General features: G+C 58.5%; 18 protein-coding genes. 11 read left to right on the top strand and 7 right to left on the bottom strand.

Annotation, left to right across the window (positions count from 1 at the left end):
- Window positions 1–226 precede the first annotated feature (226 nt).
- Window positions 227–613: an ectoine synthase gene (locus A6U98_RS21935; RefSeq protein WP_064652704.1), complete on the bottom strand. Its 387-nt coding sequence runs from the start codon at window positions 611–613 to the stop codon at window positions 227–229.
- 130 nt (window positions 614–743) lie between these two features.
- Here A6U98_RS21935 and A6U98_RS21930 point away from each other — a divergent pair, with 130 nt between their 5' ends.
- The 7 genes from A6U98_RS21930 to A6U98_RS21900 all read left to right on the top strand — a co-directional run bounded on the left by A6U98_RS21930 (window position 744) and on the right by A6U98_RS21900 (window position 8,524).
- A complete protein-coding gene (locus A6U98_RS21930) occupies window positions 744–1,622 on the top strand; it encodes a LysR substrate-binding domain-containing protein (protein WP_064652702.1) in 879 nt (292 codons plus the stop codon).
- 222 nt (window positions 1,623–1,844) lie between these two features.
- A complete protein-coding gene (locus A6U98_RS21925) occupies window positions 1,845–3,500 on the top strand; it encodes a bifunctional diguanylate cyclase/phosphodiesterase (protein ID WP_064652699.1) in 1,656 nt (551 codons plus the stop codon).
- Window positions 3,501–3,575: 75 nt separating this feature from the next.
- A complete protein-coding gene (locus A6U98_RS21920) occupies window positions 3,576–4,085 on the top strand; it encodes a hypothetical protein (protein WP_064652698.1) in 510 nt (169 codons plus the stop codon).
- A complete protein-coding gene (locus A6U98_RS21915) occupies window positions 4,082–5,254 on the top strand; it encodes a class I SAM-dependent methyltransferase (RefSeq protein ID WP_064652696.1) in 1,173 nt (390 codons plus the stop codon). The genes A6U98_RS21920 and A6U98_RS21915 overlap by 4 nt, the downstream gene beginning before the upstream one ends.
- Window positions 5,251–7,614, top strand: a complete 2,364-nt coding sequence (locus A6U98_RS21910; protein WP_064652694.1) for a SpoIIE family protein phosphatase — start codon at window positions 5,251–5,253, stop codon at window positions 7,612–7,614. Before A6U98_RS21915 ends, A6U98_RS21910 begins: the two co-directional genes overlap by 4 nt.
- A gap of 3 nt (window positions 7,615–7,617) precedes the next feature.
- Window positions 7,618–8,178 (top strand): hypothetical protein, encoded by a 561-nt coding sequence (locus A6U98_RS21905; protein WP_064652693.1) that lies wholly within the window; start codon window positions 7,618–7,620, stop codon window positions 8,176–8,178.
- A 7-nt stretch (window positions 8,179–8,185) separates the two neighbouring features.
- Entirely contained in the window at window positions 8,186–8,524 is a 339-nt protein-coding gene (locus A6U98_RS21900) for a hypothetical protein (RefSeq protein WP_064652691.1), read from the top strand.
- A 160-nt stretch (window positions 8,525–8,684) separates the two neighbouring features.
- Here the strand turns inward: A6U98_RS21900 and A6U98_RS21895 are convergent, their stop codons facing one another.
- The gene (locus A6U98_RS21895) at window positions 8,685–9,122 is read right to left on the bottom strand and encodes an Lrp/AsnC family transcriptional regulator (RefSeq protein ID WP_018242678.1); all 438 of its coding nucleotides are present in this window, start codon (window positions 9,120–9,122) and stop codon (window positions 8,685–8,687) included.
- Window positions 9,123–9,260: 138 nt separating this feature from the next.
- On the opposite strand from A6U98_RS21895, the gene A6U98_RS21890 reads away from it, so the two are divergent.
- The 3 genes from A6U98_RS21890 to A6U98_RS21880 all read left to right on the top strand — a co-directional run bounded on the left by A6U98_RS21890 (window position 9,261) and on the right by A6U98_RS21880 (window position 12,256).
- On the top strand, window positions 9,261–10,319 hold the full coding sequence (locus A6U98_RS21890; RefSeq protein ID WP_064652689.1) for an ornithine cyclodeaminase: 1,059 nt from the start codon (window positions 9,261–9,263) through the stop codon (window positions 10,317–10,319).
- Window positions 10,320–10,326: 7 nt separating this feature from the next.
- Window positions 10,327–11,259 (top strand): arginine deiminase-related protein, encoded by a 933-nt coding sequence (locus A6U98_RS21885; protein ID WP_064652687.1) that lies wholly within the window; start codon window positions 10,327–10,329, stop codon window positions 11,257–11,259.
- A 358-nt stretch (window positions 11,260–11,617) separates the two neighbouring features.
- Window positions 11,618–12,256 (top strand): hypothetical protein, encoded by a 639-nt coding sequence (locus tag A6U98_RS21880; protein ID WP_064652685.1) that lies wholly within the window; start codon window positions 11,618–11,620, stop codon window positions 12,254–12,256.
- Window positions 12,257–12,535: 279 nt separating this feature from the next.
- Here the strand turns inward: A6U98_RS21880 and A6U98_RS21875 are convergent, their stop codons facing one another.
- Window positions 12,536–13,522, bottom strand: coding sequence for an MBL fold metallo-hydrolase (locus A6U98_RS21875; RefSeq protein WP_064652683.1), 987 nt, complete (start codon window positions 13,520–13,522; stop codon window positions 12,536–12,538).
- Between the two features lie 114 nt (window positions 13,523–13,636).
- Here A6U98_RS21875 and A6U98_RS21870 point away from each other — a divergent pair, with 114 nt between their 5' ends.
- Window positions 13,637–14,587 (top strand): LysR family transcriptional regulator, encoded by a 951-nt coding sequence (locus A6U98_RS21870; RefSeq protein ID WP_064653050.1) that lies wholly within the window; start codon window positions 13,637–13,639, stop codon window positions 14,585–14,587.
- 212 nt (window positions 14,588–14,799) lie between these two features.
- On the opposite strand, the gene A6U98_RS21865 is transcribed toward A6U98_RS21870, so the two are convergent.
- Genes A6U98_RS21865 through A6U98_RS21850 form a run of 4 tightly spaced genes read right to left on the bottom strand, consistent with a single transcriptional unit; the run spans window position 14,800 to window position 19,874 of the window.
- Window positions 14,800–16,932, bottom strand: a complete 2,133-nt coding sequence (locus A6U98_RS21865) for a beta-galactosidase (RefSeq protein ID WP_064652682.1) — start codon at window positions 16,930–16,932, stop codon at window positions 14,800–14,802.
- Window positions 16,933–16,946: 14 nt separating this feature from the next.
- Window positions 16,947–18,092: a sn-glycerol-3-phosphate ABC transporter ATP-binding protein UgpC gene (gene ugpC / locus A6U98_RS21860; protein WP_064652680.1), complete on the bottom strand. Its 1,146-nt coding sequence runs from the start codon at window positions 18,090–18,092 to the stop codon at window positions 16,947–16,949.
- Window positions 18,093–18,138: 46 nt separating this feature from the next.
- Entirely contained in the window at window positions 18,139–18,990 is an 852-nt protein-coding gene (locus A6U98_RS21855; protein WP_064652678.1) for a carbohydrate ABC transporter permease, read from the bottom strand.
- Entirely contained in the window at window positions 18,990–19,874 is an 885-nt protein-coding gene (locus tag A6U98_RS21850) for a sugar ABC transporter permease (RefSeq protein WP_064652676.1), read from the bottom strand. Before A6U98_RS21850 ends, A6U98_RS21855 begins: the two co-directional genes overlap by 1 nt.
- Window positions 19,875–20,070 lie beyond the last annotated feature (196 nt).

The raw sequence follows: 20,070 nt of genomic DNA, 5'->3' as shown, positions 1-20,070 counted from the left end.
CGGCACTTAAGTCGCCACGAACAGGCCGCGGATGTCTTGTCGTTCGCGCCGGAAGCAGGGCCCGCCATTTGTCGGGCTCTGCTTTCCACCTCGGAAGTCGACGAAATGATCGGCTAGAACAGGATGATATTAGGCCGGGTCGGCCTAATATCATCCTGTTCTACATTATAGTGAGAGCATGATGTCGTCCGAAAACCGCTCACACTTTTCGGCATCATGCTCTGGTTCAGTATTGCGACCCGCTCTTGTTGTTCAGGTCGTGCCGTTCGGTGCCCGTCAGCGGCGGGTTGAAGATGCTGACGAGAACGAGATCCTGATCCTTGCCGCCGCGCAGATAATGGCGGTCGTGCTTGTCGAGCACATAGATATCACCGGCGCGGATCGGAAAGACATTGCCGTCCATATCCTCCACTTCGCCCTCGCCATTGATGCAATAGCAGGCCTCCAGATGATTGCGGTACTGAAGAAGGGCTTCGCTATTGGCGCGAACGACGGTATGGCACACCGTAAAACCCATGCCGTCGTCTTTGGTTAGCAAGCGGTGGCTCGTGCCGTTGCCCCAGTCGACGAAACGCTCGGTGAGCTCCACCTCCTTCAGATTTCTGACGAACATCGCCGATTCTCCTGATAAATTATTGAAGATAAGGCGATGATTCATTTTCATCGCCCACCAGAATTAGCTATTGAAATAGCTGGCGTTTTCAATTGATGATTTCTGCGTCATCTGTGAGGAAATTTTACAAATGCAGTTGCCGCCGTTGAACGCTTTGCGCGCTTTTGAAGCCACCGCCCGCCTGATGAGCCTTTCGAAAGCGGGCGACGAGCTGCACGTTACCCATGCCGCGATCAGCCATCAGATCAAGCATCTGGAAACCTGGCTCGGCCGCAAGCTCTTGCAGAAGTCTGGCCGCGGCGTTGCGCTGACCGCAGCCGGCGGCGAATATTACCGCGCCGTGTCAGGATCGCTGGCGGCGATTGCGCATGCGACAGGCAATATGCGGCGCGATCACGACATGCGCACCGTCACCGTCGGCTGCATTCCCTCGATCGCATCGCGCTGGCTCGTCCCTGCCCTGCCCTCCTTCCAGGACAGCGCCCCCGATCTCGACGTCAGGATCGTCTATGCGCGCGCCGAAGAACGCTTCGACGACGAGAGCCTGGACGTGCTGATCACCATGGGCGAGGATCTGAGCGGCGGCAGGGAAAGCCGCCTGCTCTTCTCGCGCCGCAATCAGCCTGTCGCCAGCCGCCATTACCTTGCCAAACGCAACTGGACGATCGACGACGTGTCGTTCGCCGGCGCCGATCTGCTGCACGACGAATCCGTCGACGGCTGGAAGGAATGGTTCCGCAAGGCCGGCAAGAAAGCACCGGAGCCGCTTCGAGGCCCGATATTCCAGGATTTCAACATGCTGGCGACGGCCGTGATCGCCGGCCATGGCGTGGCGCTCTGCCCCGTCGAGGTGTTCCGCCGCGAGATCGAGCGCGACGACCTGCTGGTGCTTTCCGACATCGCGACAGCAGAGAACCAGGGCTATTACGTCATATCGAACAGCTGGACGAAAAAGCCGGTGCGCCGCTTTATCGACTGGTTCATGACGGAGTGCGGATCCCCCGCGTGAGATCCCGTGCCCGCAGCTCATCGCAGGGTCGGCGTTGAAACGATGGATGAAATTGGGTCGCGGTAATAAAGACGTGGCATAAGCCTATCCGAGCGCGAGTTGGGCCGAGTTGGGGATTGTTAATCAGAAATGCCTAATGTAAATCTTGGCGTGCACAAGTTGTGTGGGAGCTGATTTGCTACGATATCTGGTTATGACAAGCGACTAGGGAGGGCCTCGGAGATGCAGAAAATTCGTGCGGCCCGCTCGGCCCTCGGACAAACAGAGGCAAAAACTTCGAGCTCGATCGACCGGCTTTTGTTCTTTGACCGCGATTTCAATCCCGTCGAGAATTTGCTGGGCAATGAGCTGCCTGCTTCTGTCAAACCTGCAGCGTCGTTTTGGGAGCATTTCCCAGAATTGGACAAATCGGCGATTACACTCGCCCTCCGTTCATTGGGTGACAGTGCCCAGCCTTTGCAAATATCGGGGGATCTTGGCACCCCAGCGTCGCACGGACTGACGATCTATCGGATCGGAGATCTGTTTGCCGTGGTTCGGTCCGAGGAATCTGCCGACGATGAGCGCGCAACCCTTTTGCATCTGGCCACCCACGACCCGCTCACTGGATTGCCGAACCGACGCCAGTTCGGCGAGGACCTCGCTGTGTTGTTACGGGAGACCGCAGGCTCGAACGAGACTCTGTCCCTGATGCAACTCGATCTTGACGATTTCAAACCCGTTAACGACACGCTCGGGCATCCGGCCGGCGACAAGCTCCTTCAGCTCGCTGCAAGCCGCATTCAAGAGTGCCTTACCAGCGACGACAGAGCCTATCGACTGGCGGGTGACGAATTTACCGTCATATCAAGAGGCCCCGGACATCCCGCCAAAGGACACCAGCTAGCAGAAGCTTTGGTTGATGCATTCAAAAAGCCCTTCACGATAGATGGCATCGCGCTATTTGTCGGTGCCAGCATCGGCATATCTGCTGCTCCACCGGACGGTACAAGTCCGGAGCAGCTGATGAAGGCGTCCGACGTCGCACTCTACGCCGCGAAGAAGGACGGGCGGGGGCGCGCAAGACCGTTTGATCCCTCAATGCTTGAGTTGCTGGAACAACGCGAACTGCTGCGCCGCAGCCTTCGCATGGCCCTGGTCCAACAACAATTCTCTGTCGAGTACCAACCCATCGCCGAGGGCGGCTGCATTGTCGGCTTCGAAGCCTTGCTCAGATGGAACCACCCTCTCCTTGGAAAAATTCCGCCAACGGCATTTATTCCGATGGCCGAGGCCGATGGAATGATGCCGGAAATAGGTGCATGGGTTTTGGAGCAGGCATGTCGCGAGGCAATGAAATGGCCGCAGAACTACATCGTCGCGGTCAATTTGTCCGCGGCTGAATTCCTGACAAGCGGCCTCACTGATCGGGTCTCCCAAACGCTAGACTTGATCGGGTTGCCGCCCGACCGTCTGGAGCTTGAGATAACCGAAAGCGTGCTCCTTGAGCGGACCGTCAACAATATCGACACACTGAATACGCTCAACGTGCTAGGGATACGAATCTCGCTTGATGATTTTGGGACCGAGTATTCTTCGCTCAGCTATCTGAAGACATTTCCTTTCGACACGATCAAAATCGACAAATATTTCATCACCGACCTCGAAAGCGATCTGAAAGGCCAGGCAATCGTCCGCTGCATCGTCAACCTCGCCCATGACCTCGACATGCAGGTGACAGCCGAAGGGGTAGAGACGCCGGGTCAGGCGGAATGGTTGCGCAGTGTGGGCTGCGACAGACTTCAAGGCTATTTGATTAGCAGGCCGCTTCCGGTCCAGGCGATTGGCGAGTTCATCACCCGCGCGGAAACATCCGTAAGCCCCGCGCTACCACGGTGAACAACCGATTTTCGCCGTGCCTTTAGCTACCGCATGCATCGATCTGACGCCGCAGGCAAAAGAAGGGAGGTTGTATTGGAACAGGAAGCAGCTAGCTTCGATGACCATGCATTTGCGCCGATGGTATCGCTGGAACTGAACGTTGCGATGTTCAAATCCCGATGGCAGTTTTGCGACAGGATTACGGAATATCTCTCAGACATTCTCGGCCAAGGTCACAGCGATCCCGCTCGATATTCCAATTTTCTTTCCGTCGCGACGAACGAGCTCATTGAACTTGCTTTCCGTTCAACGAGCGAGCCAGGAAGGATAAGTTTCGGTCTCTATCGGAGCGCGACATTCAATCGGCTGAGAATTGCGTTTCCCGGCCAGGAAGCATTTGGCCGCAAGCACGCCAATGCAGGCTCAAGCGAACGCCAACTTGTCCCCGGCGCCGGCTCTGGTTACTTGGTGATGAAGCCCGACGGGACGGTTTTGCTCAGTGATTTGGCAGCAATATTCCGCGCCACGATCCGAATTGAGAAAGACGGCGAACAAGGGATACAAATCATTGCGGATTTCCCCTCGACCGAGGACTTCCAATGAGCCTGCTTCCCCTTCCCTTCACTGTTCATTTTGATCCGACAAATCAGGAGCTGTTGCTGTCTGGCAAGATGCGGCCTGAATGCGCCGTTGAGATCGCCGATGCCCTCAAGCTGGTGCAGCAAAGTTTGGAAAAATACAGCGGGGTCGTTTACCTCAATGTCAAACGTCTGACGCACATCAACATGACTGCCTTCGTCGCCCTGGCCGATGTCCTCGCGGCAAGTTGCCGGGCGAGGCCTGACCGGAAGATCGTCATCATCACGTCGAGCGTCGTGGCATGGTCGACCTCGTTGTTCGAGTCCCTGGCGGCATCACAATCAAGCCTGTCGGTTGAAGTCTACGATTCGGCATTTTATCCGGGCCAAAGCTTTGTCGAGGATGAGACTTTCATTCCCATTCTGCGCACCCAGACGAAAATGACATGGAGGCACGAACGGGAACTGTTGCCTCGCCACGGCCTGCGCAGCGGTCTTGTCATCGCGGATATCTGTTGCGGAATTGGTGATTTCGCGGCCTTGGTTCAGAGGGAATTTAAACCGGCGCGCCTTGTCGCGCTGGATCATTCCGTGCGCAGCCTCGAATATGCTCGCAGGGTCGCGGCCGACTTCGGCCTGCAGGGAATCGAGTACACCTATGGTGACGCCTCCCAAATGCTGCTGCGAGACAATCAATTTGACTTTGTGACCTGCCGACATTCGCTGCAGATCTTCAACCGTCCCGAGATGCTGCTGCGGGAGCTCTACCGCATCTGCAAGCCTGGCGGCCGTGTCTACATCACGAACGAAAAAAATTCGCATTGTCTGGGCGAACCACATGCTGAAACGATAAGATGGACTTACGAGGAAGTCGCCAAACTGTTCAGCCACTTCGACATGGATGTCGAGATGGGGCCGAAAAGCCGCCATCTCCTCGCCGACGCGGGGTTCGATAGTATCAAGGTCGATTCCTTTATGGTCACCAACCTGGACGGGGATCCCCAGGACTTCGCAGACATCATCGAAGCTTGGGAAAATGTCTATGCGGGTGAGATGGCCGTTCGACGGGGCGACTCATTGGATTTCATTCGCAGGTTCCGGCAGGGATTCAAAGATCATGTCTTTGCTGCTCTTCACCCCAAGGGTTATGCAGGCTGGCCGATCTGGGCAGCTTCTGGTCGGAAGCCGCTGTGATGAACGAAAACTCGTCGAAAAGACCGGCAAGACTAGGCTCATTTCGGGCGAAATTCATCTTGGTCGTCGGTGGAGCTGTTCTCTTTGACTTGCTGGTCAGCGGCGGGCTGGCACTTTGGAACGTTCAGAGGCTGTCGCGCGACGCAACCCTCGAAGTCGGGCAGGGTCTTGAAGCGGCAAGCCAGGAATACATCCGCACATATGCCGATTCCACCGCAGCCCAGGTGAGTTTGCTCCTGCGGCAGGTTCATAGCGACGTCGGCACCTTGGCAGGTGTGCTCCAGGCGCAGATCGACGATCCCGAGCGTAATTCCGATGTCGGCGCGGCGATCGCGCGCACATCGCCTGGCAGCGTCAGCCTTGTCTACGACGAGAAGGGAAAATGGTCTCAGAACCTGCCCGGCTCCGCTTCGGTTGTGAGCGTCTGGGGTTACTTGCTCGGACCTGACCATCGGCCGAAACCCGACATCCAGCGCGATCTAGAGACGAGCGCGGTTCTCGACATCGTTGCGCCGAGCCTGCTGCAGCACGGCGCTTCCAAGCTGCAGATGTACTACATCGGACCGAAAGAACGGCCAATCTTCAGGACGGCGCCTTACACCGACCAGGCTCAGACCTTCGATCGCCTTTATTCGGGGCACAACGAAGCCGATTTCTGGGACTTCTTTTTCCCCGGGCTTTACGAGTCCTGGCAGAGCTGGGCCAAGGACGCGAAAACGCGGCCGGTCGCCGACGATATCACGCAGACCGCTCCATATACCGATGCCATTACCGGAAAGCTGATCGTCAGTTTCTTTCATCCATTGTGGACAGCCGACCGACAGGATGTCGCCGGGACGGCTGGCGCGGACATCACACTCGAGCAACTCGCGCAGATTGTTGAGAATGTGAAAGTGGCCCAGTCCGGCTTTGGATTTCTCGCAATGTCCGACGGAAACGTTGTGGCGATCAACAGCACAGGAGAAAAAACCCTCGGTCTGCGTTCTGCGAGCGATGCGAGCGGAGCCAGCGCCTTGACCGGCCTGGAGCGCTCCCTAAAGGGAAGCTCCCAGCCTGCGATAGCAAAACTGGCCCTTGATCGCGAACTGGGCATCCAACATTTGTTGTTGCAGCAGGAGGGTAACGAGGTCCCCTATATCGTTATCGTCAAGAAACTCCCCGCGACCAATCTCTGGTCCAGCGGCCCGGTTCGGCAAGAGGCGATGTCTCTTGGAGTGGTTGTGCCTGAACGAGAAATCCAGGCCTCCCTCTATGCGGCCCAGGCCAAGATTTCAGAAGCTACCAACCGGATCGTGCTCTACCAAATTCTAGCGATCTTAATGTCGCTGCTTATTGTGGCAATCGCGGTATTTGCGGTTTCGAAACGAATAACGGGCGGAATCAGCGCACTTGCAGATGCCGCCAAACGGATCCAAGCGAAGGATTATTCGGTCAGGGTGGCCATAACAAGCAAGGATGAGGTCGGCGAGGCTGGGGAAGCATTCAACCGGATGGCTGAGCAGATCAGCTATCACACCGAAAATCTCGAGCAGCTCGTCGAAGAGCGAACAGCTCAAATCGAAGATGCAAAGGAAGAGATTTCCACCCTGAACGCACAGCTCCAGCGAGAAAATCGACGTCTCGGAACAGAGCTCGCCGTCGCCGAGAGAATCCAGCTCATGGTTCTTCCGCTGCACCAGGAGCTTGAGGAATTTCAGGCCCTCGAGATCGCAGCCTATATGAGACCGGCGGAGGAAGTCGGCGGCGACTACTACGACGTATTGAAAAACGGAAGCCGATTGAAGATTGGCATCGGCGACGTCACCGGACACGGGCTCGAAAGCGGTGTGTTGATGCTGATGGTTCAGTCCGTCGCCCGCGCCTTGCAGGAAGCCGGAAACACCGACGCAGTCAAATTTCTCACAGACCTGAACAGCGCCCTGTTTAAAAATATCGTGAGAACTAAAATCGACAAGCATCTCACTCTGGCGTTTCTTGACTACGACGGAAAAGAGATGATCCTGTCGGGACAACACGAGGAAGTTGTCGTGGTGCGGGCGAACGGAAAGGTCGAGCGCATAGACACCATGGATCTGGGCATACCGATCGGGCTGGAAGCCGATATTTCAGCGTTCATTAAAACCCGTGAAATAGCCTTCGAGGCGGGCGACCTCATACTCCTGCATACGGACGGCGTAACAGAAGCCGAAAACGACGCGGGAGAACTGTTTGGCATCGAACGTCTGTGCCGCGAAGCACTGCGCCTGAAGGACCAGAGCGCTGAGAAAGTCGTTTCCGGAATTGTAGCGACATTAATGCTCTTCATCGGATCGCAGAAGATTTACGACGACATCACGCTGCTCGCAGTGCGACATAGGTGAGACATGACGCCAACGGTATATGGTATCGAATCTCTGGCAGGCATAAGCCTGGATTCAAGCACTCGCCTCACGCTAAGCGACGGACCGCTTCAGCTTGGATGGAAGCACTCAGGAATGACCTCGGACTTCATAGCGGAAGTCATGGCTTTGCCCTATTCACGATCAAGGAAGGACTACGTGCAGGCGCATCATGACATCGGATATCTCAGCAATGAGTTGATCGAAAATGCCGTTAAGTTTCGACAGCCTGGGGAGATCCTCATTGAAGCCGGCATATTCGACGGAACCTTTTTAATAAGGGTCAAGAACACGATCGATGGCGTGACATCTTCTCGCTTTCAACAACTGCTGCATCGCCTTCAATCGAAGGACCCTGGGGAACTTCTTCTTGAGCAAATCGAAACCAACGCCATATCGGCAGCAAGCGGTTCGGGCTTGGGGTTGCTCACCCTTCTGAGCGACTACGACGCAAAAATGGCGTGGGCATTCGAAGGGAATAATGACCAGCATATCATACTGACGACGACTGCAGCTGTGGCGATGCCGCCCTCCTCCAATCTGTGAGCGAAGAATGGAAATCAGCGACGAAAACTTCCGCGTATGGGCTGAGAAAAACGAGGTGTATTTCGATGGCGTATTCAGGCTGGCGGGACCGGACGCCTATGCGCCGATTTACTCATTGGTCTTCGGCCTGCTCCACGAGGGGCACAAACAGGTGACGTTCAATCTGACGGGTCTCGAATTCCTCAATTCCTCCGGCATAAATCTTTTGGCCAAGCTGACCATTGAAGCCAGAAAGATGGGCGACCTTCTGCTCATCGTAAAAGGCACCAACCAATATCCTTGGCAAGCGAAGTCGCTGCCGAATCTCAAGAAGTTACACCCGCTTCTCGATCTGCGCTTGGCGTGAATCTCTTTCGGAGGAAGCGCCAATTCACACCTCGACGCGCCATATCGAAGCCAACGCCAACAGCCGCCGAATTTGAGCAGCATCCTTTGGCGTCTTCACCAGCCCCCCGCAGCGCCGGCAAGTCGTGATGGCGCTCCGCGTAGACCACGCTTGGCAGCCCTCAGACGCTGCTGAGGAGGAGACTGGTTTCGCTGTTTGCGACACCGTCGATCATGCGCACCTCGCGTAGAACCCGGTCGAAGTCGGCAAGACTTGCGGCCCTGATATCGGCGACAAGGTCCCAGTTGCCGTTCGTCGTGTGCAGCGCTGAAATCTCCGTCAGGCCGCGGAGCTTTCGTATGACCTGGGTCGTCGATTTGCCGACGACCTCGACCATCATCACGGCACGCACGGCGTTGACGTCGTAGTCCTCCCGCACCCGGACGGTGAAGCCGAGCAGCGTACCCGTCTCCATCAGGCGATCCAGCCGGTTCTGAACTGTGCCGCGTGCGACACCGAGTGCATCGGAAAGCTTGCTTAGGGAAGCGCGTCCATCGGCACGGAGGTGAGCGATAATCCGGCGATCCAGGTCGTCGGGTGCGTATTTCGCGATGGTCATATTGCCTCTTGATAAATTCGCGCAAATAGACTGAACGATTTGTACAATCTATTGCCGGAATTAGCACAGATTTGAGCTTTCGGCCAACATGCAGGACGGCTAGCCTTCCTCCTTGAGCATATGCAGGAGGAACTCAGCATGTCGTCGCCCCTTCCATCGGAAAAAGCTCTCGTACCCTTCGTCAGCGTCGAGAAGATGATGCGTCTTGTTCACCACATCGGCATCGAAACCGTTTTGACCGAACTTACCGACGTCATCGAGGCGGATTTCCGCCGCTGGGGATCGTTCGACAAAACCCCGCGCGTTGCTTCTCACTCTGGCGAAGGTGTGATCGAGCTGATGCCGACATCGGACGGCGAAATCTACAGCTTCAAATATGTGAACGGCCATCCGAAGAACATGGCGCAAGGCCTGCAGACTGTGACGGCTTTCGGCCTTCTGGCGGAAGTTTCGACCGGCTATCCGGTGCTGCTCACCGAAATGACCCTGCTGACAGCATTGAGAACCGCCGCAACTTCGGCCATGGCCGCGCGGCACCTCGCACCCAGGGGTGCCCGCACGATGGCCATGATCGGCAACGGCGCCCAAGCGGAATTCCAGGCGCTTGCCATGAAAGCCGTCTGCGGCATCGATCACATCAGGCTCTACGACATCGATCCGCTGGCGACGGAAAAGATGGTCCGCAACCTTGCAGGTACGGGGCTGACGGTCACCGCCTGCAGCTCGTCCCAATCGGCTATCGAAAATGCCGATATCATTACAACCTGCACCGCCGACAAGCAGTACGCGACGATCCTGACTGACAACATGGTTGGCTCCGGCGTCCACATCAATGCCATCGGCGGCGACTGCCCGGGCAAGACCGAGTTGCACCGCGACATCCTGTTGCGCGCCGATACTTTTGTCGAATATCCGCCACAGACCCGCATCGAAGGCGAGATCCAGCAGATGGATGCCGATTATCCCGTCACCGAATTCTGGCAGGTCCTGACGGGACAGGCGATCGGCCGCCGCGATGCCAGCCAGATCACACTGTTCGACAGCGTCGGTTTCGCGATCGAGGATTTTTCCGCTCTTCGTTATGTCCGTGACAGGCTGAGGGGGACCGGGCTTTACCAGGACCTCGATATCATCGCCGATCCGGACGATCCGCGCGACCTGTTCGGCATGTTGCAGCGAGCAAAGCAGGCAGCATAGGAGCACGATGATGCCAAGACACGTCACCTATTCCGTTCAGGCGCCCTCTGCCGTCGTCATGGTCCGGCCGCACTACTTCACCGTGAATACCGAGACCGCCATCGACAACCTGTTCCAGTCCAGCCCGGACACGACGGACGACCTTTCGCGGGCGGCCTATGACGAAATCACCCGGGCGGCCGATGTGCTCCGAAGCCATGGCGTGAACGTGCATCTTTTCGACGACACCGGTACCGAAACGCCGGATTCGGTCTTTCCCAACAACTGGTTTTCCACCCATGCCGGCGGTCATGTGGCGATCTATCCGATGAAGGCCGTCAGCCGCCGGCGCGAGCGGCGCAGCGACGTCATCGAAATGCTGAAGACCCGGTATCGGGTGCAAGAGGTGATCGACTATTCGGGCCTCGAGCCGGACGGACTGTTTCTCGAGGGCACCGGCGCCATGGTTCTCGATCACATCGATCGGGTGGCCTATGCCGCCCGCTCCGACCGCACCGATCCGATCGCGCTGGAACGCTTCTCGACCCACTTCAACTTCGAGCCGATGGTGTTCGATGCACGCGATGGAAACGGCGTCGCCGTTTATCACACCAATGTCCTGATGTGCATCGCCACCGACTTCGCCATGATCGGGCTGGAGATGATGACCGACGCAGCAAGACGGCGGGAGGTCGTTCTAAGACTGGAGCGCTCCGGCCGCGGCGTCATCGCACTCACCAACGATCAGATCGCCTCCTTCTCCGGCAACGCTCTCGAACTCCAGGGAAATGCGGGGCGTATCCTTGCGCTCTCGACCACGGCGTTTGCATCCCTGAGCCGGGATCAACGCAACACGATCGAAGAGAGCGCAGAACTGGTCGCACTTGATATCCCGACCATCGAGCGCGCCGGTGGATCGGTCCGTTGCACGCTCGCAGGCATCCATCTGACGCCGCGATGATTGCGTGATGGCGCTGGAATTTTGCGACTGCCGTTTGACACTCTCGTGCAACTCAGCGAGGCAACTTGTATGAAGTCGACACCCGATAACGGGCGCGCGGCCAAGCTTTTTTTGACCTCGCAGCCGTCCCGCGATGCGTTCGCAGACGAGACAGCCGGAAAGCACTGAGCAGCAACAAGCTCAACCGATGGCCGCTTTGGACGAAGAAGGAATCGTTAAGCATTTCAGGTCGTCTAAGACCATTGCCGGTCCTGGCATCGGACCTCGGTCCGATGTGCAATGCGCGATCACCGTCTAACCTCTCATATCTGCTCAAGCCGTGCATTGGCCCGGCGCCTGATCTGATCTGGAGGAAATAATGCGGATCGCAACCTTAGCATCCTTGGCCGCGCTCTCGCTGGCTCTTGCAGCAAGCCCGGCAACGATTGCCGGGATCGATATGACCGCACTGGCAAAGAGCGGTGGAAACGGTGGCGGCAACGGTGGGGGCAATGGCGGCGGTCACGGCGGCGGCAGTGGCAACAGCGGTAACCATGGCAGCAGCAGCCAGGTAACCCACGGCAGCTCCAAATCGCAAGGCACGAAAGGCAAATCGACCGAGGCGGCAAGCAAATCCAAGTCCGTCAAGGCAGACGAGACCAAAGTCAGCACCAAAGAAAAGAACCTGTCGGCGCAACTTGCGGGCCTGAACTCCTTGAAGCGAAACTACAAGGCGTTGATGCATACGTCGGACCCACGCATGACGGCTATCGCGGCATACGCAATGGCCTATGCCCAGTATGAACTCGACAATGGAATCGAGCCCTCGGCCGATGACCCCCTGTTGGGGGACGAGGCGCTGGAGGACGCATTGGCTTCCGCAACGAAAACCGGTGACGTCAGTCCGGCGGTTCTGGACCAGGCCAAAACCATTCTCGGGGTTGGCGACGCAAACGGGAAGATCGATCAAATCCGCACCTCACTGGAGAACGCCGCGCCGGCGACATCAGACGAATAGCCGCGAACTCAGGTGCGAGCAGTGTGGAGCTGACAAGTATAGCTCCGCACTAAACTACGAGAGCATTTCCGTTTTGTTTGTGTACGGAAATGCTCTTTTTTTGCGTATTTCTGATGCCTCGGCTGTGATCTCTGCCTGCCATCGACAGGGAGCATGGGTGCTTAGGATCGAAGCGGATGATTCCGCTTCGATCGAGCTTCGCCAGACCACGTCGGACGGAACTTCTCGACGGCGGTACTGTCGTTCGGGTCAAGAGGAAACCTCCAGTTCTATGTCTGGTCAAAACTGCCAGCTTGCCGGAACCCAGGCATAACCCATGTCGGTCTTGAGCATTCGTCCGAGCCCCGGGAAAGGGTAATGAAACCCGAGAACAGGGAGCCTATCGGTCGCGGCCATATCGAATATGCGGCGGCGCGACGCGAGCGCGGTATCCTTGTCTCGGTCAGGTCCGGGTCGCCATGGATGGTCGATGTTGACGACCGGGTGATAGGCAAGGTCCGCAGTGAGGAGCAGTTGGTCGTTTCCTGAGTGGACCAGGAATGTTGCCATGCCAGGCGTATGTCCGGGCGCAGCGATCGTGGTGAGGCCCGGCACGATTTCAGCACCTGCCTCGTAGAGCTCGATGTCCTTTGCGATCGGCTCGACACTCGTTTTGATCGCCGCTGCAAACCGGTCACGAAAGTCCCTTGGTACCGGCATGTAGGAGAGATCGGGATCGTTGCGCACAAAAAAATCCCAGTCCGCCCGGGGTGCGTAGACGGTGGCATTGGGAAACGCTTTTTTGCCTTCGGAAGTTCTGAGATTGCCGACGTGATCAGGATGCGTGTGCGACACCACGATCGTGTCGATATCGCCTGCATCGAGACCGATGGCGGCGAGATTGTCAAACACACGCCCCGCATTCGGTCCCATGGTGGCCCCGGCTCCCGCCTCAAGCAATATCCGCTTGTCCGCGACCTCAAGCAGCAGCGTGTTGAGTTGAAGGGTCATGTGATCGGTAGGAAGGAAAGCGCGACGAAGGACCTCCTGCAACTCCGCCTCCGGAGCATCGTTGGCATAGACCGTCGGTGGGCCGCCGATCACGCCATCACTCAAAACCGTCGCTTTGATCTCCCCGACCCGAAATCGATAATATCCAACATTACGGCTGTCCAGGCTCTGCACCTGCGCCTTGCCTGATCCCGCGGAACCTCCGAACAGCAGAGCGGATGTTCCGGCAACCGCTGAAACCATGACCGTTCGCCGGTTCAATGTGAGTCGATCCATTGCTTTTCCTTTCAGTCGACAGCCCGCATGTGCGGTCGAGGTATTTAGATGACCTCAAATCACTGCGCTGATAAGACGAGCAAATCTACGCAGCTTGATAAGGTAAGCTTCGCAATGGATCAGTTTCGTTTGGATAGCCTAGATGTTTTTGCGGCGATCGTCAGGTGCGGCGGATTCAGGGCCGCCGCCCTGGAGCGAGGCGTTTCATCATCGGCACTCAGCCAGACAATCAACGCTTTGGAAGAGGCGCTCGGCATCCGCCTGCTCAACAGGACAACAAGAAGCGTTGCGCCGACGGAGGCGGGACAGCGTCTCCTGCAGCGCCTCGGTCCAGCTTTGACGGACATCCGTCTCGCAGTCGATGACCTTAACCAGTTAAAGGAAAACCCGTCCGGCACCCTTCGTATCAATGCGCCGGGCCCCGCAATCGATCACCTGCTCTGTCCGGCAATGTTCACGTTTATGGACACATACCCGGACATCAGGGTCGAACTCATCAGCGACGCAGCCGTCATCGACATCGTCGAGCAAGGCTTTGACGCGGGCGTTCGGTTCGGAAAGCAACTGGCACAAGATATGATCGCAGTACCGCTGGGACCATCGCTTCGATACGCGATCGTGGCGTCGCCGGATTATATTGCAAAGCATGGCCTGCCTCTGACCCCCAATGATCTCGCCGGCCACAACTGCATTCGACGACGATTTCCCGGCGGCACATTGGTATCCTGGAAATTTGAAAAGGGCGGAGATGCCCTGGAAGTCTTGCCGGAGGGGCGATTGACGGTAAGTTCAGCACACAACGAGCTGCAGGCCGCTGTCGCCGGATGCGGATTGGCCCATATCTTCGAGGACTACGCCACACCCGACCTAACGAACGGTCGGTTGACGGAGGTTCTGAAGGACTGGAGCCCCCTTTTGCCAAGCTGGTATCTTTATTACCCGAGCAAAAGACACTCCAGCGCAGCCATGCGAGAATTGGTGAGCTTCTTGCGCTCCTACGATTGGAAGGTGTCCCAGATGCCGGCTTATTTGAACGGTCATGACCAGCCTAACAAGCCGACCTGAAAGGATAACACCGACGTTGACAGGTCATAATCGGCGCGTCTGCGCCGTGAATGAGGCCTCCCGCTGGCAGTCCTCTCCATCATGCTCGGGATCGACCGGGGCATCTACAATGGCACCCCTCAGCGCCCGTGATATGGATCCTCGGCTCAAGGCCGAAGACGACGGAGAATGCAGCAGCAGCCCTCGCCAAGCTTTCGCGTGGCGAGCGCAACTCACCCCGCGAGCTCGATGATCGCGCAGCCGTAGCCTTCGAGATCGAGCCTACCGGCAACCGGCTTTTCGTCATCGAGGAGATCACGGCCAGCGGGAACGCCGCCGATGGCGGCCGGCTGGTCGGTGTAGTTCTGGATGAACAGCAGCCGGCGGTGGTCATTCATCCGCATGGTCACCTCGACGCCCTCGGGAAGGTCGCCGATCAGCGGTTCTATGCCAACGGGTGCAAATAGCCGCTCGGCAAGAGCTGCCGTCAGATCCGGGGTGAGATAGGTGCCGACATAGGCCACCTGCCCCTTGCCGAGCTTGCGCGACGTCGCCATCGGCTGACCCTCGGCATAGCGGTTGGACCAGGCCGCAACCACCTCGACATCGCTTGCGATCGCCAGGTTTTCATAGAAATAGCCGCCGACCAGTTCGCGGTTGCCGATCTTGAAGCGGCGTTCGCGGCGGCGCGATTCCGCCGGCTTGTTCGGCGGAATGACAAGCCCGCCCGAACGTTCCATCACATCGAAGAGCCCGTTGGCGCCGGGGGCGGCGAGACGGCCGAAATCCTCGACACGTACGCCTGTGAGCTGCGACAGCGAGGTGCCGGGCGCCGTTTCGCGGATGACGTGGTTGTCTTCGTTGCGCGTGCCGGTGCGCGCGCCGATGACGACGGTGCCGCCCTGCTCGGCGAAGGATTTCAGCCTCTCGGTCCATTCGTCTTTCCACATCACCCAATGGGGCACATAGAGCAGCTTCAGCTTGGAAAGATCGTCCTCGGGATGAATGAAACCGCAGGCAATGCCGCGGTCGTAGCAATACTGGTGCAGCAGGATCGCATCGTCCTGTGGGCTCGGCAGGCCGATCGGATAGGTCTTGTGAGCTTCCTGATTGTCGAAGTCGGAGCCGGCGATGCCGACATCCATGCGCACATAGGTGCCGAGGATCTTGGGCGCCAGCGCGGTCATCTCGGCCGCGAAGCGCTTGGCCTCGTCATAGCGATGGCGGCCGACGTCGTCGTGGTCGATGATGCCCATCCAATAGATCTCCGCGCCGAAATGGGCGGGGCGCCAGCGGAAGAACATCAAGCCGTCGGCGCCATGGGCGACAGAGGAAAGTGCCATGCGGCGCAGTTCGCCCGGCTCCGGCGTCAGCGTGCAGAAACCCGGCTGGCTGCCGAAGCCCGATTGCTGCTCGGGAACGATGTAGTTGCCGGAAAAACCGCGGCAGATATCGAGGTGCAGCGCCTGGACCTTGGCGTGGTTTCCAAGCCGCTGGAACTCGTCATAGAGCATCGGATAGATGTCGTAGCCGACGAAATCGAGATCGGTGGTGAACTGGCCGCGGAAGTCGATATCCCGGAGACCCCCGAGATTGTGGAAGACGAACCAGGAGGGCTTGACGGCGCGCAGAATCTCGACCTGATCGTGCTGGAAGCGTGCCGTCGAGAAGGCGAGAAAGCGGTGATAATCCTGCAGATGGCCGGGGCTCGGGAAGGTCGGGCCGAACTCGATCGGCAGCACCACCTGGTCGAAACTGTCGTAGGCCGTCGCCCAGAAATCGCCGCCCCACGCCGTGTTGAGCTTGCCGATCTCGCCATATCTGCCGGCAAGGAAGGCCTGGAATTCGGAAAGCGTCGCCTTCGAAAAGCTCTCCGGCATGCTGGTGTTCAGCTCGTTGTCGGTCTGCCAGCCGACGACAAAAGGATTGTCGCGATAATGCTCGGCCATCGCTTTGGTGATGCGCCGGCTGTGTTCGCGAAAGACCGGGCTTGCCGTGTCACAGTGCTGGCGCGAGCCATGGCTCATCGGCCGGCCCTTGCCGTCGACCCTTAAGATCTCCGGATGCGCCATGGTCAGCCAGCGCGGCGGGGTTGCCGTCGGCGTGCACATGATCGTGTCGATGCCGTAGCGCCCGAGCATGGCGATGGCACGGTCGAACAGGTCGAAATCGAAGGTGCCGTGCTTCGGCTCGAGAATATGCCAGGCGAATTCGGCCATTCTGACCACGTTGAAGCCGGCCTTCGCCATGCGCTCGGCGTCGCGCTCCCAGTAGCTTTCATCGACGTGCTCGGGATAGTGCGGGGCGCCGACGAGGAAGCGGTCGGTCTTGACGGGGTTCCATACGGAGAGGGTCTTGTCGGACACGGTGTTGTTTCCTGTTATCTGTCGAGGGTGGTCTTGCGGACGCTGATCGTACGTCCGCCATCGGGTGAGAAGAGATAGAGTTCGTTGGCGTCGAGCTTCAGCGCCACGTTCTGGTCGGCGGCAAAAGGCGCGACGTAGCTCAGTTGCACCGTTATGTTGCCGGTGCCGCTTTCCGAGGCGATGGTCCTGAGGTTGCCGGCGTCGACATAGAGAATGGTTTCGCGCCCGAGATGCTCGACCAGTCGGACCGCACCGTTGATCGCTCCGCCCTGCGCCCCGTCGGCAACCATCGATATGTTTTCCGGCCTCACACCGAGCGTCAGGCTGGCGCCCTTCGCCAGCACCGTCGCCTCCGCCAGGTCGACCGTCACCGGCACGAGGCCCGGCGCCGAAACTGTGACATTGCGGCCGGACACCTCATCGACGGTAACGCCGAGGAAGTTCATCCGCGGGGCGCCGAGAAAGCCTGCGACGAAGAGATTGTCTGGGTTGCGGTAGAGTTCGAGCGGCGAGCCGACCTGCTCGATCACCCCCTGGTTCAAGACGACGATGCGGCTTGCCATGGTCATGGCCTCGACCTGGTCGTGGGTGACGTAGACCATGGTGGCGCCGAGCTCGGCGTGCAGGCTGCTGAGTTCGACACGCATCTGGGTTCGAAGTGCCGCATCGAGGTTCGACAGCGGCTCGTCGAAGAGGAAGACGTCGGGCGAACGGGTAATCGCCCGGCCGATCGCCACGCGCTGCCGCTGCCCGCCGGAAAGCTGCTTCGGCCGCTTCTCCAACTGGTCGGTGATCCTCAGGATCTTGGCTGCACGCTGAACGGCCGCCTCGATCTCGGCCTTCGGGCGCTTGGCCATGCGCAAACCGAAGCCCATGTTCTCCGCCACCGTCATATGCGGATAGAGCGCGTAGGACTGGAAGACCATGGCGATGCCGCGGTCCCCGGGCTCCTGTTTGCTGACGTCGCGGCCGTTGATCAGGATCTGGCCGGAGGAGATCTCCTCCAGGCCGGCGATCGTCTTCAAAAGCGTGGACTTGCCGCAGCCGGAGGGGCCGACCATGACGATGAACTCGCCTTGCGCTACGGAAAGATCGATGCCGCGCAGCGCATGATAGGCGCCGTAATTCTTGTTGATCTGTCGGAGTTCGAGACTGGTCATGCGTCCTGGCTCTCTGCTGTTGAAACTTGGAACTTTAGGAGATCGCTCATCCCTTCACAGCGCCCATCGTCAGGCCGGCGATGAAGTGCCGCTGCATCAGGAAGAACATGACGACGGGCGGCACGGCGACGACGATGGTGCCGGCGGAAATCAGGTTCCAGGCAGAGACCCACTCGCCGCGAAGATTGGCAAGGCCGGCAGTCACAGGCTTGACGGAGTCGCTGACGGTCAGCACCACGGCCCAGAAGTAATCGTTCCAGATGAAGGTGAAGATCAGGATGGCGAGTGCGGCAAGCGCCGGCCGCACCAGCGGGATCGCCACATGCCATAGCGTCTGAAAGGGAGATGCCCCTTCCGCCCGGGCCGCCTGGAACAGTTCATCGGGCAATGCCGCGATGAAATTGCGCATGAACAGCGTCGCAAAGCCGGTCTGGAAGGCCACATGGAAGATGATCAGCGCTGCCGTCGTATCGATCAGGTCGAGCCGGACCATCAGGTCGCGTACCGGGATCATCATGATCTGGTGCGGCAGGAAATTGCCGCCGACGAACAGCGCGAAGATCAGCATGTTGCCGGGAAAGCGATAGCGCGACAGCACATAGCCGGCGAGTGTGCTCAGCACCAAGACGCCGATCACCGAGGGAATGGTGATCGTCAGGCTATTGAGGAAGTAGCGGGCCATCGGTGTCTGGGTAAAAACATCAGTGTAATTGTCGATGACGCCGATCTTGGTCGGCCATCCCCACAGATTGCCGCCCATCACATCCTCGGTCGAGCGGAAGGAGGTGAGGATGATCGCAAACAGCGGGCAGAGCCAGAGCAGCAGGACGATGACGACGGCGAGCACATAGAGGCGGCGCTGCCAGACGGCGGCTTCGGGAATAGGACGAGGATACATCAGCCTCCCCTTTCTTCGGTACGGATGATGCGGCTGAGATACCAGACGATGAACACCGCCATGATCACGAACAGCACAGAGGCGATCGCCGCGCCGTAGCCGAAGCGGTAGGAGAAGATCGACTGCTCGAACATCTGGTAGGCGAGAACCGAGGACGAGCCGAACGGGCCGCCGCGCGTCATGACCGACACCATGTCGAACGAACGCAGAGCGCCGACGACGGTGACGGCAATGGCGATGAAGGTGACCTGGGTCAGCTGCGGCAGCACGATGTGCCACAGCATGTTCCAACCCCTTGCCCCGTCGACGCGCCCGGCACCGATCAGCTCTTCGCTGAGATTGTTGAGACCGGCGAGATAAAGCACCATGCAGAAGGTGATCTGCGGCCAGAGTGCTGCAATCACGATGGCAAAGGTGACGAAATGCTCGTCGGAGAGAACCGCTGGCGCCGTTGCCCCGAAGGCCCTGAAGATCAGCGCCAGCAACCCGAACTCCGGCGTATAGACCCAGGTGAAGACGACGCCGACCGTCACCGAGGCGAGCACCAGCGGAATGAAGAACAGCGACTTCAGGAAGCGCATGCCGCGGATTTTCTGGTTGACCAGCAGCGCGATGGCGAGCCCGAGAGGTGGTGCCGCCATGAACATCACCAGCCAGATCAAGTTGTTCTTCAACGATACGTAGAATTGCGGGTCGTCGTAGAGTTCGACGTAATTGCCGAAGCCGATCCAGACCATTGGGCCAAAGCCATCCCAGTCATGCAGGCTGATCCAGAGGCTCCTGATGGCCGACAGCAGGATGACCGTGAAGAACAGCACGATCGCCGGCGCGATCAGCAAAGTCGGGGTGAGCCACCAACGCTGGCGGCGCCATAACATCAACATGTCTAGAGCCTCATATTATAGTACGGCGCTTTGCCACCCAGGCAACAGCAGGCTGCGGCGCCTCAGGCCTGCTAGCAAAGCCCGCCAACCTCTCTTTCGTCATGCTCGGGCTTGTCCCCATAGGCGCTAACTTAGTTGTCGATGTGCGATGGCTCGTCGCCTTCGCGGTGGCTCGCGAAGTCGATGGAGCAGCCGG

The sequence above is a fragment of the Rhizobium sp. WYCCWR10014 genome (assembly GCF_001657485.1).
Classification (GTDB): Bacteria; Pseudomonadota; Alphaproteobacteria; order Rhizobiales; family Rhizobiaceae; genus Rhizobium.
This window is presented reverse-complemented; position numbering and strand designations above follow the sequence as displayed.